This window comes from Streptomyces sp. NPDC002835 (genome assembly GCF_053591995.1).
Genome location: NZ_JBSFUW010000025.1, coordinates 97,588 through 110,658, shown reverse-complemented (window position 1 = coordinate 110,658; position 13,071 = coordinate 97,588). Strand labels below are relative to the sequence as shown.

Here is a 13,071-nt window from a genome sequence, read left to right as displayed (position 1 = left end):
CGTCCAGCGCGGCCGCGAACACCGGGAACCGGGCGCACAGTTCACGCCCCGTCCCCGCCCGCTGCGAACCCTGCCCGGCGAAGAGCAGACCGAGCTTGGTCCGTCCCTGGACGGCGCCCTGTACGGCGGCGCCGTCGTCGCCGGCCGCGAGGGCGGTGAGCGCGGCCAGGACCCCGGCCCGGTCGGCCGCGGTGATCACGGCGCGGTGCTCCAGTGCGGCGCGGGTGGTGGCCAGGGAGTACGCGAGGTCGGTGTCGCGGTGGTGCGGCTCGGCCGCCAGGAACTCCAGCAGCCGGTCCGCCTGGCCGCGCAGGGCCTGCGGGGTGCGGCCGGACACCAGCCACGGCAGCGGTCCCGGCTCGACGGCCTCGGTGGCCTGCGGCTCAGGTGCGGCGGCGTCCTCGGGGGTCTGCTCGGTCGGGGCCTGCTCGATGATGACGTGCGCGTTCGTACCGCTGAGGCCGAAGGAGGAGACGCCGGCCCGGCGCGGTTCCTCGCGCCGGGGCCACGGGGTGGCCTCGGTGAGCAGCCGCACGGCGCCGGCCGACCAGTCCACGTGGGTGGACGGTTCGTCCACGTGCAGCGTCCTGGGCAGCAGTTCGTGGCGCAGCGCGAGAACCGTCTTGATGACGCCGGCGACACCGGCGGCGGCCTGGGTGTGGCTGATGTTGGACTTGACCGAGCCGAGGAGCAGCGGCCGTTCGGCGTCGCGGTCCTGCCCGTACGTGGCGAGCAGCGCCTGCGCCTCGACCGGGTCGCCGAGGGTGGTGCCCGTGCCGTGGGCCTCGACCACGTCCACCTGGCCGGCGGAGAGCCGGGCGCCGCGCAGCGCCTGTTCGATGACGCGCTGCTGGGAGGGTCCGTTGGGGGCGGTCAGGCCGTTGGACGCGCCGTCCTGGTTGACGGCGGAGCCGCGGACCACGGCCAGCACCCGGTGCCCGTTGCGGCGGGCGTCCGAGAGCCGCTCCAGGACGAGGACGCCGACGCCCTCGGCCCAGCCGGTGCCGTTCGCCGAGTCGGCGAAGGAACGGCAGCGGCCGTCCGCGGCGAGGCCGCCCTGCCGGGCGAACTCCACGAAAGTGGTGGGACTGGACATGACGGTGACGCCCGCGGCGAGCGCCAGTTCGGACTCGCCGGAGCGCAGGGACTGCGCGGCCAGGTGGAGGGCGACGAGCGAGGAGGAGCAGGCGGTGTCCACGGTCACGGCGGGGCCGACCGTGCCGAAGACGTAGGCCAGCCGGCCCGAGATGATGCTGGTCGCGTTGCCGGTCAGGACGAAGCCCTGCACGTCGTCGTCGGGCCCGGTGCGGTACTCCTGCGGCATCGCGCCGACGAACATGCCGGTACGGGTGGTCCGTAGCGCGAGCGGGTCGATGCCGGCCCGCTCGAACGCCTCCCAGGTCGCCTCGAGCAGCACCCGCTGCTGCGGGTCCATGGACAGGGCCTCGCGGGGCGAGATGCCGAAGAAGGCGGGGTCGAAGTCGGCGGCGCCGCGCAGGAATCCGCCGCGGATGTCGGTGGTCCCGTCCGCGGGGTCGAGTTCCCAGCCGCGGTCGGCCGGGAGGCCGGTGATGCCGTCCCGTTCCTCCACGAGCATGGACCACAGGTCTTCCGGGGAGGCGACCCCGCCCGGGTAGCGGCAGCTCATGCCGACAATGGCGATCGGCTCGGTGGCGGCCGCCTCCAGCTCGTTCACCCGCTGCCGCGAGCGCTGGAGGTCCGCGCCGGCCCGCTTGAGGTAGTCCCGGAGTTTCTGCTCGTTGCCCATATCAACTCAACCCATCTGGAAGACCGGCGGACAGCAGGGGGTCAGACGCGGTGAAGGCGCATACCTGCAGACCAGCGGCAAGTCTCCGATCGGCGCCGCCAGGAATTCCCCTAGTCATGGATTAGGGATTTACGGAACGGCGGACAGGCAGGATCGGCGGCATGTCCGAAACCTTGGAGGGCGGCGCGGCGTCCGACCGCCTCACCGACGTCACCGACCCGGTCGAGCAGCGCGAGTCGTACGAGCCGTACGACCTCGACCAGCTCGACACACTCGACGAGCAGCTCATCGCTCTGGTGCTCCACCGGGCGCGACGGGCCCGGGACGGCCAGCTGGCCCGGCGCTCGTCGGGCCTGCCGATGTCGCCGCTCGCCCGGGAGAACGCGATGCTGCGGCGCTACGCGCACCACCTCGGCCGGGAGGGCACCACGATCGCCCTGGCGGTCCTCGCACTGTCCCGGCGCCACTGACCTCGCGAAATCCCCGCCCCGCACTACCGGCGGGGCGGACCGTCGTTCCCGCACCCAGCCCGCCGTCACCCCTGACAGCACAGATCCGGCGAGCACCGGGCGGAACGCCGCGTGGTTGCTCGCCGGATCGCCGCTGGGCTCCGGCTGTCCGCTACCAGTGCGCCCCCGCGAGTTCAGCGCGCTGTTCGCTCACCAGGCGGGCCTGCTTCAGGTCCGACTCCACCATCATCCGCATCAGTTCCTCGAAGTCCACCGTCGGTTCCCAGTCGAGGTGCTTGCGGGCGTGCGAGAAGTCGGCGCACAGGGTTTCCACCTCGGCGAGGCGTACGAGTCCGGGGTCGACGACGACGTAGTCCTCCCAGTCCAGCCCGACGCATTCGAACGCGATCCTGGCGGCGTCGCGGACCGAGTGCATCTGCCCGGTGCCCACCACATAGTCGTCCGGCTGATCCTGCTGGAGCATCAGGTGCATGGCACGGACATAGTCCCCGGCGAATCCCCAGTCCCGCACCGCGTCGAGATTGCCGAGGCTCAGCTTCTCCTGGAGACCGAGCTTGATCTGCGCAACGGCCAGCGAGATCTTCCTGGTCACGAACTCCGCGCCGCGCCGGGGCGACTCGTGGTTGAACAGAATCCCGGAGGCGGCGTACATGCCGTACGACTCCCGGTAATTCCGCGTCATGTAGTGCCCGTACGTCTTCACCACACCGTAGGGGCTGCGCGGATGGAAGGAGGTCGTCTCGCTCTGCGGCGAGTGCGTCACCATGCCGAACATCTCGGACGACGACGCCTGGTAGAAGCGGATCTGCCCGTCGACGACGCTGCTCGCCGACGGCTTGCTCAGACCGCTGACGATCCGTATCGCCTCCAGCATCCGCAGCACACCGGTCCCGTTGACCTCGGTGACCAGTTCCGGCTGCTGCCACGACATCGGGACGAACGAGATCGCCCCCAGGTTGTAGACCTCGTCCGGCTGCACGGTGTTGACCGCGGAGACCAGGCTGCCCTGGTCCATCAGATCACCGTGCACGAATTCAAGGTCGGGGATCAGTCGGCTGACGCGGTCCTTGCGCGGATTCGCCTGCCCCCTGGTCAGCCCCCAGACTCGGTATCCCAAGGAAAGCAGGTGCTCCGCCAAATACGATCCGTCCTGCCCGGTGACGCCGGTGATCAGCGCGCGCTTGGCCATCCCATGCCCTTTCGTTCTCACGGTTTCACGGAGGACCAGCGAAGCAGTAACGGGCTAAGGAATTTGCGAGACTTCACCGCCCTGCGCCGACACCGGCGTCCTCGCCGGAGAGGTGGCGCCCGGGCTCGCTTCGGGCTGCGTGCGAGGACTTCGCGGCGCCGCTGTCGCAGAGGCCGTACGCGAGGTCGCCGCCGTCGACCGCGCCCGGCGCCGGGCCGGGCGGCCGGCCGGCCCGGCGAGGAACTGGTCGCCGGTGCCGGGGGCGGAGCCTGCTCAGTCGTCGAGCAGTCGCCAGGCGGTGAGAGCGACCTTGGCCCTGGTCAGTCCGGTGGGTTCGGTGAGTTCGAAGTCCAGGTCTTCGCCAGCTGTTCCAGTCGGCGGGCGATGCTGCTGTGGTGCAGGTGGAGGAGGTCGGCGGCCCGGCGCAGGGAGCCTGTGGCGCAGTAGGCGTCCAGAGTCTCCAGAGCCTCCGGATCGCCGGCGATTCTGGCGATGGCGGCCACGTCGGCGTTGTCGCGCGCGTCGTCCTCGGGTATCTGGGCCAGGAGCGCCAGCGCGCCCAGGTCGGTGTAGCGGACGACGGGTTCGCGGGGGGTGGTGAAGCGGAGGGCGGTCCGGGCCTGCCGCCAAGACCAATCGGGGCTTCCGGCGGCGCCGATGCCCGCGCGTACGCCCGCCGGGAACCGGTCCGGGTCCAAGGTGGTGGCCAGGATGACGCCCACGCCGGCGAGCGGCACCGCCTTCACCGGGCCGGCCGGGCAGACCAGGCCGCCGATCCGGTCCAGCGGTAGCCGCGAGCGGACGGCGACGACGTGGGCCGGCCGGTCGCCGGCGAATCCCAGGAGCCGTAACGCCCGTGCCCTGGCCGCCTCGTCGCTGTCGGCGCTGATCGCCAGTTCGACGAGGGCGGGGTCGGCCATGGTGGTGCGGGCCGAGCCGTACCGCTCGACGACCGCCGCGGCGGCGATGGCGAGCCGGTCGAGGAGGACTTCGTCGAGCGGGTTGGGCGGGCCGGGACGCTCCAGCCACACCGTGCCGACCTCCTCCTCGTCGAGGGTGATCGACCCCGTGGTGGACGCGGGCGGCTGCGGGGTGCGCGCTTCCGTGCCGTGGGGCGAGACGCGGGTCGCCCGCCCCGTGTGGTGGAGTCGTATCCCGGCGACGCACTCGGCCAGGCCGGCCGAGGCCCGGGCGAGCGCCGGGAGGTCCACCCGTCGGCGCATCAGGGTGTCGTAGAACGCGATGATGCGCATCGCACCGTCGACGTACGGATCCAGTCCCGACAGCCGTACGGCCAGTGCCTCCATGACTGAAGGATAGAAAGACGGGGGTGCGCCGCGCGTCGCGTGATCGGGGCGGGATGCGCGACGGACGGCGGGTGACCCCTCGGGGGACGGCCGTGAGGATGGTCGTCATGGATCCCGAACTCGAAGCGTTCATCCCGTTGTTCCCCCGCACCGACCTGACCGACCCGGTCCCCGCGCGAAAGAGTTTCGGCGAGTTGGCCGCCGCCGTGCCGGCGCCGGACACCGCGGACATGGAGGTGGTGAACCGTACGGTGCCCGCCGACTCGGACGTGGCGGTGCGGATCTACCGCCCGCACCGGGCGCAGGGCGCCGTCGCCTGGCTGCACGGCGGCGGATTCGTCATGGGCGACTTGGACACCGAGCACTCGTGGGCCGCCCGGATCGCGCAGGCCTCCGGCGCGGTCGTGATCTCGGTGGGCTACCGCCTGGCCCCCGAGCACCCGTTCCCGGCCGCCCTGGACGACGCCTACGCCGTGCTGACGTGGGCGGCCGGGCACGCGGCCGGCCTCGGCGTCGACCCGGCGCGGATCGCCGTCGGAGGCCACAGTTCCGGCGGCGGGCTCGCGGCCGCGGTGGCGCTGCGGGCGCGTGACGCGCAGGGGCCGGCGATCCGCCTCCAACTGCTCAACCAGCCGGGACTCGACGACCGGCAGGAGACGTGGTCGGCGCGGAACTTCACCGACACGCCCTGGTTCTATCGCGACAAGGCCACCACCACGTGGCGGCACTACCTGGGCTCCCGGTCCGCCACCCCGTACGCCGCCCCGCACGGGCCGCTGATCTGTCCGGCCTGCCGCCGGCCTACCTCTCCACCGCGGAGTTCGACCCGAACCGCGACGAAGGCATCGACTACGCGCTGCGTCTGCTGCGGACGGGCGTGCCGGTGGAGCTGCACCAGTGGCCCGGCACCTTCCACGGGTCGCAGGCGATCCTGTCCGCCGAGGTCTCGCAGCGGCAGAACGCCGAACTCGGCGCGGCTCTGCGCCGCGCCCTGGCCGAGTGAGCGTCGCACCCGTTGATCACGAAAGGACGGCTGTCTTGAGAATCCGGCTGATGGTGTGCGGAAGTGTGGCCGCGCTGAGTGTCTGTGCGGGCCTGGTGGCGGCGGTTCCCGCGCCAGACGGGGCAAGGGCCGTGCCGGCCGGCGGCACGAGCCCGTCGACCGGCTTGGCTCCCGCGGAGCTGAAGTCCGCCATGGATGGTGTCCACCGCGCGGGAATACCGGGGGTGTACGCCGAGGTGCGCGCGGCCGGCCAGGTCTGGCGCGGCGCTTCCGGGGTCGCCGATGTCAGCAACGGCCGTCCCGTCAGGCCCGGCATGCGGCAGCGCGTCGGCAGCATCACCAAGACCTTCACCGCCGCCGCAATCATGCAGCAGGTCGAGCAGGGCCGGATCCGGCTCGATGCGCCGATCGGCGGCTATCTGCCGCGGCTGGTGCCGGGAGAGCGCGGCAGGAGGATCACGGTCCGGATGCTGCTCAACCACACCAGCGGCATCAGCGACTACCTGCCCTACGCGTTCCCGTCGCTCAAGGCGTGACCTTCCCTGCCGGACGTCTCGCCCGACAGCCTGGACGACAACCGGTTCAGGCAGTTCCGCCCGGCCGAGTTGATCGAGATGGGGCGCACGGCGCCGCCCGCCGGCCGGCCCGGAGGCCCGACCGGGGTCTACTCCAACACCAACTACCTGCTCCTCGGCAAACTCCTGGAGCAGGTGACCGGCACGACGGCCGAGAAGTACATCACCCGGAACGTCATCGAGCGCGCCGGACTCCGGCACACCGGGTTTCCGTCCGGGCCGCGTATCAGGGGGCCGCACCCGCGGATGTACGAGGCGCTGTACGGCTTGATCGACCCGCCGCGCGACTACAGCGTCTACAACATGTCCTGGGTGATGACCGGGGCCGGTCTGGTCTCGACCATGGAGGATCTCAACCGCTTCTACGGCAGGCTGCTCGACGGCGGGATCGTCAGCCATGCGTCGCTGACGCAGATGCAGCGCACGGTCCCGGTCCGCGCCCTGGACGGAACGACGGTCGACTACGGCCTCGGTCTGCACAAGGTCGACGCTCTGGGCTGCGGCACCTTCTGGGGCCACGACGGCACGGTCTGGGGAGCCGGAACGATGTCCCTGACCCGGGCCGACGGCCGGCGCCAGATGTCCGTCGCGGTCAACCTCATCAGATGGAACAAGCTGGACTCCGCGGGGAAGCCTCGGCACCCCCCCCATCGACGACGCGCTGTCGGCGCTGTACCGGCAGGCGATGTGCGGCGACGCGAACGCCGGGGCCCGCGTGCCGTGACGAGTCCTGGGGCGGGCGGCGGTCGTAGTGTCGAGTCCCGTTCCCGAGGAGGACCTCTGATGCGCAGCGTGACCTACTCCATGAGCATGTCCCTCGACGGCTACATCGTCGGGCCGGACGGCGACTTCAACTGGACGGCGCCCGACGAGAAGGTCTTCCGCTTCTGGATCGACGAAATCCGGGACGTCGGCGTCCACCTGATGGGACGACGGCTGTACGAGACGATGCTGTACTGGGAGACCGCCGACCAGGACCCCTCCCTCGACGCGCCGATGCTCGAGTGGGCCGCGCTCTGGAAGCCGCTCCCGAAGGTGGTGTTCTCCACCACGCTGCCGGCGGTGCAGGGCAACGCCCGCCTGGCCTCCGGCGGCCTGGCGGAGGAGATCGAACGGTTGCGGGCCGAGCCGGGTGAGGGCGACATCGCGATCGGCGGCGCGACGCTCGCCGCCGAGGCGGCCGCGCTGGATCTGATCGACGAGTACCGGGCCATGGTCTACCCGGTGCTGGTCGGCGGTGGCATCCCGTTCTTCCCCCACCACGAACGCCGGGTGGATCTCGAACTCGTCGAGACCCGCACCTTCAGCTCGAGCGTCGTCTACCTCCGCCACCGCGTGGTGCGCCAGGCCCTGCCCCGGAGGAGCGAGTGAGGCGCGCCGGAGCGTCACCGGATCTCTGCGCGGCCTTCGCCGCGCCGCTTCCCGATCGGGTCCCGCCTCTTCGATACTGGACGCCTCCGTCCCGACGACGACAGGCGACGCCACGGGCCACGAACCGTACAGACCCACCGACCAGGCAGGACCCGGCGCACGGGCCGGGCAGGCACCTTCCAGGAGGAACCGTTGAGGATGCTGATCAATGTGCCGGAGACCGTCGTCGCGGACGCGCTGCGCGGAATGGCGGCCGCGCATCCCGAGTTGGCCGTGGACGTGGACAACCGGGTGATCGTGCGGCGGGACGCACCCGTCGCGGGGAAGGTGGCGCTGGTCTCCGGGGGCGGGTCGGGGCACGAGCCGCTGCACGGCGGGTTCGTCGGGCCCGGGATGCTCGACGGGGCGTGCCCGGGCGAGGTGTTCACCAGCCCGGTGCCGGACCAGATGGTGCGGGCCGCCGCCGCGGTCGACAGCGGCGAGGGCGTGCTGTTCGTCGTGAAGAACTACACCGGTGACGTCCTGAACTTCGACATGGCCGCCGAGCTCGCGGAGGACGAGGGCGTACGGCTGGGGCGGGTCCTGGTCGACGACGACGTGGCCGTGACGGACAGCCTGTACACGGCCGGGCGGCGCGGCACCGGCGCGACCCTGTTCGTGGAGAAGATCGCCGGGGCCGCCGCCGAGGAGCGGGCGCCGCTGGAGCGGGTCGAGGCGATCGGCCGGCAGGTCAACGCGTCGACCCGCAGCTTCGGCGTGGCGCTGAGCGCCTGCAGCACCCCGGCGAAGGGCGGCCCCACCTTCGACCTGCCCTCCGGGGAACTGGAACTGGGCGTCGGCATCCATGGCGAGCCGGGGCGGGAGCGCCGCCCGATGATGACGTCGCGGGAGATCGCGGACTTCGCCGTCGAGGCCGTCCTGGAGGATCTGCGCCCCTCCGGCCCGGTGATCGTCCTCGTCAACGGCATGGGCGCGACTCCACTGCTGGAGCTGTACGGCTTCAACGCGGAGGTCCAGCGGGTGCTGGCCGAGCGGGACGTGGCCGTCGCCCGGACCCTCGTCGGCAACTATGTGACGTCCCTCGACATGGCCGGCGCGTCCGTGACCCTCTGCCAGGTAGACGAGGAGCTGCTCAGGCTGTGGGACGCGCCGGTGCGGACACCGGCTCTGCGCTGGGGGTCGTGACGGCCTGCGTCCCCGATGCCGTCGTCCCTCGTACCGACCGAACCGACCCGACTCACCAGGGAGTTCCTGTGCTCGACGCCGAATTCTTCCGCCGCTGGCTGGCCGCGGTCGCAGCCGCCGTGGACCGGGAGGCGGACCGACTGACCGAGTTGGACTCGGCGATCGGTGACGCGGATCACGGCAGCAATCTCCGGCGCGGTTTCACGGCCGTCGGCACCGCGCTGGAGAAGGAGCCGCCGGCGACGCCCGGCGCAGTCCTGATGCTGGCCGGACGGCAGTTGGTGTCGACAGTCGGCGGCGCGTCGGGCCCGCTGTACGGGACGCTGCTGCGGCGCACCGGCAAGGCGCTGGGCGACGACGCGGAGGTGACTCCCGCGCAGCTCGCGGAGGCGCTGCGGACGGGGGTCGCCGCGGTGGCGCAGCTGGGCGGCGCGAAGGCGGGCGACAAGACGATGCTGGACGCCCTCGAGCCGGCGGTCGCGGCGCTCGGCGACAGTACCGAGTCGTTCGCCGCGGCCCGCGAGGCGGCCGAGCAGGGGGCCCTGGCGACGGTGCCGTTGCAGGCGCGCAAGGGCAGGGCGAGCTATCTCGGTGAGCGCAGCATCGGCCACCAGGACCCCGGAGCCACGTCGTCCGCCCTGCTGGTCGCCGCGCTCGCCGAGACGGCGGAGGCGGTGGAGGCGCCATGAGCGACGCCGGACAGGTCGGGATCGTGCTGGTCTCGCACAGCAGGGAGGTGGCCGCCGCCGTCGCCGAACTGGCCAAGGGCCTCGCGGGCGGCGGCGGTACGGCCCCGGTGGCGCCGGCCGGCGGCACCCCGGACGGTGGTCTCGGCACCAGCGCCGAGCTGATCACCGCGGCAGCGGAGCAGGTCGACGGCGGCGCCGGCGTCGCGGTCCTGGTGGACCTGGGCAGCGCCGTGCTGACGGTCAAGGCGCTGCTGGCCGAGGGCGACGAACTGCCCGACGGGACCCGGCTGGTGGACGCGCCGTTCGTGGAGGGCGCGGTGGCGGCCCTGGTGACGGCCTCCGCGGGGGCCGACCTGGACGCGGTGGAGGCGGCGGCCTCGGAGGCGTACGACTACCGCAAGGTGTGACGTACGGCCGCGGCAAGCTCTGAGGCACCGCGGCCCGCGAACCGCGCGTACGACCGCCCCAGACCCCGACGTACCGCGGCCGCGAGCGGCCCCCGAACGCCCGCCCCCGGCCCGGATGTGGCGAACGGCTCACCCCGCCGCGGCCCGGTGCGCCCGTGCGCGGCTTGTGATGTCGCTGGTCGGCGCATTACTGTCACGGGGCCTTGGTGTTCGGGAAACCGGTGCGGTACCGGTGCGGCCCTCGCCACTGTGATCGGGAAGTCCGGCTCCGACCCCTCACGGGGAGCCACTGGGACACCGCGCCTGCGCGTGGTGCCCGGGAAGGCGGAGTACGGGCGGCATGACCCGTCAGCCAGGAGACCGGCCAGGGTGCGTTGTCCATCCACGAGGTGCTGGAGAGGGTCTCCCACATCATGCATATAGCCGAGGGGTATCTGCCCCCGCTGCACGCGGCCGCCTGGGGCGTCGCGTCCGCCCCGTTCGTCGTCCACGGCGTACGCGCCCTGACCCGCGAGGTCAGGTCCAATCCCGATTCGACCCTGCTGCTCGGCGCGGCGGGCGCCTTCACGTTCGTCCTGTCGGCGCTGAAGATCCCGTCGGTGACGGGCAGCTGCTCGCACCCGACCGGTACCGGTCTCGGCGCGATCCTGTTCAGACCGCCGATCATGGCGGTGCTCGGCACGATCACGCTGCTCTTCCAGGCCCTGCTGCTGGCGCACGGCGGTCTGACCACGCTCGGCGCCAACGTCTTCTCGATGGCGGTCGTCGGCCCCTGGGCGGGGTACGGGGTGTACCGGCTGCTGCGCCGGTCCGGGGCGCCGCTGATGGTGAGCGTGTTCTTCGGCGCGTTCACCGCCGACCTGTCCACGTACTGCGTGACCACCGTCCAACTCGCGCTCGCCTTCCCCGACCCCGGCAGCGGTGTCGCGGGCTCGCTGGCGAAGTTCGGCGGGATCTTCGCCCTCACCCAGATCCCGCTGGCGGTCAGCGAGGGCCTGCTCACCGTGCTGGTGATGCGGCTGCTCAGCCGGTCCAGCAAAGGCGAACTGACCAGGCTCGGCGTACTGGTTCCGGGTACGAAGAAGGAGGCCACGGTCCGATGAGCCGTAACGCGAGGATCAACACCCTGCTCCTGCTGGCCGTTGCGGCCCTGGCCGTCCTGCCCCTGGTCCTGGGACTCGGGGACCACAAGGCGGAACCGTTCACCGGCGCGGACGGGGAGGCCGAGGCGGCGATCACGGAGCTCGAACCGGACTACGAGCCCTGGTTCTCCCCGCTGTACGAACCGCCGTCCGGCGAGGTCGAGTCGGCGCTGTTCTCCCTGCAGGCGGCGCTCGGCGCCGGCGTGCTGGCGTACTACTTCGGGCTGCGCCGGGGCCGGCGGCAGGGCGAGGAGCGGGCGAAGGAGGCGCAGGGGAAAGAGGCACAGGCGAAGGAGCCGGCGAAAGCCGCCGCCGAGGACTCCGACACCGCCGCGCCCCCGGCGTAGCCGCCGATGCTTCCCATCGACGTGGCGGCGCACAGCAGCAGCTGGCGCCGCCGCCACCCGTGCGAGAAGGCCGCCCTCGGGGTCGGTCTGACGGTGACGGCCGTCTGTCTGCCGCCGTGGCCCGGCGCCGTCCTCGTCGCCGCGGCCACGCTCGCCGTGCTGCTCGGCCCGGCGGGGGTGGCGCCCCGCCGGCTCTGGCGGGCGTTCCGTATCCCGCTGGGGTTCTGTGTCACCGGGGCCGTACCGCTGCTGTTCGCGGTCGGCGGCCCGGACGGCCTGGTCGCGTTCGCGCCGGACGGGCCGGGACAGGCGGCGCGGCTGCTGCTGCGCACGTCCGCGGCCTCGCTGGGCGTTCTGCTGTTCGCCTTCACGACGCCGATGTCCGACCTGCTGCCGCGGCTGGTGAAGGCGGGCGTGCCGCCCGCGGTGGTCGACGTGGCGCTTGTCATGTACCGGATCAGTTTTCTGCTGCTCGACGCCGTGGCGAACATCCGCCAGGCCCAGGCCGCCCGCCTCGGCCACACGACGCGAGCCGCCGCCTGGCGCTCGCTCGCGGGGCTCGGGGCGACGGCCTTCGTGCGCGCCTTCGACCGGGCGAGCCGGCTGCAGACGGGGCTCGCGGGCCGCGGCTACGACGGCACCCTGCGGGTGCTGGTGCCGCCGGCCACGGTGTCCCGCCCGTTCCTCGCCTGGGTCGCCGCGCTGCTGACCGGGATCGTCGTCCTCACTCTCGTGCTCGAAAGGTACGCCCTGTGATCGTGGAACTCGTCGACGCCGGTTACGCCTACGAGGACGGCCCGGCCGTGCTCACCGGCATCGGCCTCGGCCTCGCGGAGGGCAGGTCGACCGCGCTGCTCGGACGCAACGGCAGCGGCAAGACGACCCTGTTGCGGCTGCTGAGCGGCGGGCTGCGGCCCGCGGCCGGCCGGCTGCGCCTGGGCGGCGAGCCGGTGACCTACGACCGGGCCGGGCTGACCCGGCTCCGCACGACGGTGCAGCTGGTCCTGCAGGACCCGGACGACCAGCTGTTCGCGGCGTCCGTCGAGCAGGACGTGTCGTTCGGTCCGATGAACCTCGGGCTGGCGGAGGAAGAGGTACGGGCCCGGGTGGACGAGTCGCTGGCCGCGATGGACATCGTGGCGCTGCGGGACCGGCCCACGCATCTGCTCTCGTACGGGCAGCGCAAACGGGCCGTGATCGCCGGCGCGGTGGCGATGCGGCCGCGGGTGCTGATCCTGGACGAGCCGACCGCGGGGCTGGATCCGCACGGGCAGGAGCGGCTGCTCGACGTGCTGGACGGTCTGCGCGCGGCGGGGACGACGGTGGTCATGGCGACGCACGACGTCGATCTCGCCCTGCGCTGGGCCGACGACGCCGCCGTGCTGACGCCGGACGGCCTGCGGACCGGCCCGGCGGCCGGACTCCTCTCGGACCACGCGTTGTTGGAGTCGGCGCGGCTGCGGATGCCGTGGGGGACGGCGGTCGCGGAGCTGCTGCGGGCGCAGGGGCTGCTGGACGGGGGCGAAGGTCCGCGGACGGCGGAGGAGTTGGCGGCGTGGACACGGGCCGCCTCCTCCCCCGCCGGGCCGGCTCCCCGTACCTCCTCCCGGGGCTGACG

12 protein-coding genes, 2 pseudogenes and 1 riboswitch are annotated in these 13,071 nt (G+C 72.6%); of the genes and pseudogenes, 11 read left to right on the top strand and 3 right to left on the bottom strand.

What is annotated here, in order from left to right; genetic code table 11:
- The coding region (locus ACWD01_RS24970; protein ID WP_451165017.1) for a type I polyketide synthase at positions 1-1,768 on the bottom strand (1,768 nt) is incomplete at its 3' end.
- A gap of 161 nt (positions 1,769-1,929) precedes the next feature.
- Between ACWD01_RS24970 and ACWD01_RS24965 the strand changes: the two genes are divergently transcribed.
- Positions 1,930-2,238, top strand: coding sequence for a hypothetical protein (locus ACWD01_RS24965; RefSeq protein WP_451165016.1), 309 nt, complete (start codon positions 1,930-1,932; stop codon positions 2,236-2,238).
- A 151-nt stretch (positions 2,239-2,389) separates the two neighbouring features.
- Here the strand turns inward: ACWD01_RS24965 and ACWD01_RS24960 are convergent, their stop codons facing one another.
- Complete coding sequence (locus ACWD01_RS24960; protein ID WP_451165015.1) at positions 2,390-3,427, bottom strand: GDP-mannose 4,6-dehydratase; 1,038 nt, start codon at positions 3,425-3,427, stop codon at positions 2,390-2,392.
- Positions 3,428-3,747: 320 nt separating this feature from the next.
- Positions 3,748-4,734: a PucR family transcriptional regulator gene (locus tag ACWD01_RS24955; RefSeq protein ID WP_451165014.1), complete on the bottom strand. Its 987-nt coding sequence runs from the start codon at positions 4,732-4,734 to the stop codon at positions 3,748-3,750.
- A 107-nt stretch (positions 4,735-4,841) separates the two neighbouring features.
- Between ACWD01_RS24955 and ACWD01_RS24950 the strand changes: the two are divergent.
- The 10 genes and pseudogenes from ACWD01_RS24950 (at position 4,842) to ACWD01_RS24905 (ending at position 13,069) form a co-directional block, all read left to right on the top strand.
- Positions 4,842-5,737, top strand: a pseudogene (locus ACWD01_RS24950) (alpha/beta hydrolase).
- A 191-nt stretch (positions 5,738-5,928) separates the two neighbouring features.
- Positions 5,929-7,036: pseudogene (locus ACWD01_RS24945) on the top strand (serine hydrolase domain-containing protein).
- Between the two features lie 59 nt (positions 7,037-7,095).
- Positions 7,096-7,683 (top strand): dihydrofolate reductase family protein, encoded by a 588-nt coding sequence (locus ACWD01_RS24940; RefSeq protein ID WP_451165013.1) that lies wholly within the window; start codon positions 7,096-7,098, stop codon positions 7,681-7,683.
- Between the two features lie 192 nt (positions 7,684-7,875).
- Positions 7,876-8,868, top strand: coding sequence for a dihydroxyacetone kinase subunit DhaK (dhaK, locus tag ACWD01_RS24935; protein ID WP_451165012.1), 993 nt, complete (start codon positions 7,876-7,878; stop codon positions 8,866-8,868).
- A 68-nt stretch (positions 8,869-8,936) separates the two neighbouring features.
- Positions 8,937-9,557, top strand: coding sequence for a dihydroxyacetone kinase subunit DhaL (gene dhaL, locus ACWD01_RS24930; RefSeq protein ID WP_451165011.1), 621 nt, complete (start codon positions 8,937-8,939; stop codon positions 9,555-9,557).
- Positions 9,554-9,964, top strand: coding sequence for a PTS-dependent dihydroxyacetone kinase phosphotransferase subunit DhaM (locus tag ACWD01_RS24925; RefSeq protein ID WP_451165010.1), 411 nt, complete (start codon positions 9,554-9,556; stop codon positions 9,962-9,964). The genes dhaL and ACWD01_RS24925 overlap by 4 nt, the downstream gene beginning before the upstream one ends.
- Positions 9,965-10,151: 187 nt before the next feature.
- Positions 10,152-10,347: riboswitch (cobalamin riboswitch) on the top strand.
- Between the two features lie 30 nt (positions 10,348-10,377).
- The gene (locus tag ACWD01_RS24920) at positions 10,378-11,067 is read left to right on the top strand and encodes an energy-coupling factor ABC transporter permease (protein ID WP_451165023.1); all 690 of its coding nucleotides are present in this window, start codon (positions 10,378-10,380) and stop codon (positions 11,065-11,067) included.
- Complete coding sequence (locus tag ACWD01_RS24915; protein ID WP_451165009.1) at positions 11,064-11,453, top strand: energy-coupling factor ABC transporter substrate-binding protein; 390 nt, start codon at positions 11,064-11,066, stop codon at positions 11,451-11,453. The genes ACWD01_RS24920 and ACWD01_RS24915 overlap by 4 nt, the downstream gene beginning before the upstream one ends.
- A gap of 6 nt (positions 11,454-11,459) precedes the next feature.
- Positions 11,460-12,209, top strand: coding sequence for a cobalt ECF transporter T component CbiQ (gene cbiQ / locus ACWD01_RS24910; protein ID WP_451165008.1), 750 nt, complete (start codon positions 11,460-11,462; stop codon positions 12,207-12,209).
- A gap of 2 nt (positions 12,210-12,211) precedes the next feature.
- Complete coding sequence (locus tag ACWD01_RS24905) at positions 12,212-13,069, top strand: energy-coupling factor ABC transporter ATP-binding protein (protein WP_451165022.1); 858 nt, start codon at positions 12,212-12,214, stop codon at positions 13,067-13,069.
- The last annotated feature ends 2 nt before the right edge of the window (positions 13,070-13,071 follow it).

Bases quoted from the DNA above. Each gene is read 5' to 3' on its own strand.
- ACWD01_RS24965 (WP_451165016.1), top strand. From the start codon at position 1,930: ATGTCCGAAACCTTGGAGGGCGGCGCGGCGTCCGACCGCCTCACCGAC.
- ACWD01_RS24960 (WP_451165015.1), bottom strand. From the start codon at position 3,427: ATGGCCAAGCGCGCGCTGATCACCGGCGTCACCGGGCAGGACGGATCG.
- ACWD01_RS24955 (WP_451165014.1), bottom strand. From the start codon at position 4,734: ATGGAGGCACTGGCCGTACGGCTGTCGGGACTGGATCCGTACGTCGAC.
- ACWD01_RS24940 (WP_451165013.1), top strand. From the start codon at position 7,096: ATGCGCAGCGTGACCTACTCCATGAGCATGTCCCTCGACGGCTACATC.
- ACWD01_RS24925 (WP_451165010.1), top strand. From the start codon at position 9,554: ATGAGCGACGCCGGACAGGTCGGGATCGTGCTGGTCTCGCACAGCAGG.
- ACWD01_RS24920 (WP_451165023.1), top strand. From the start codon at position 10,378: ATGCATATAGCCGAGGGGTATCTGCCCCCGCTGCACGCGGCCGCCTGG.
- ACWD01_RS24915 (WP_451165009.1), top strand. From the start codon at position 11,064: ATGAGCCGTAACGCGAGGATCAACACCCTGCTCCTGCTGGCCGTTGCG.
- cbiQ (WP_451165008.1), top strand. From the start codon at position 11,460: ATGCTTCCCATCGACGTGGCGGCGCACAGCAGCAGCTGGCGCCGCCGC.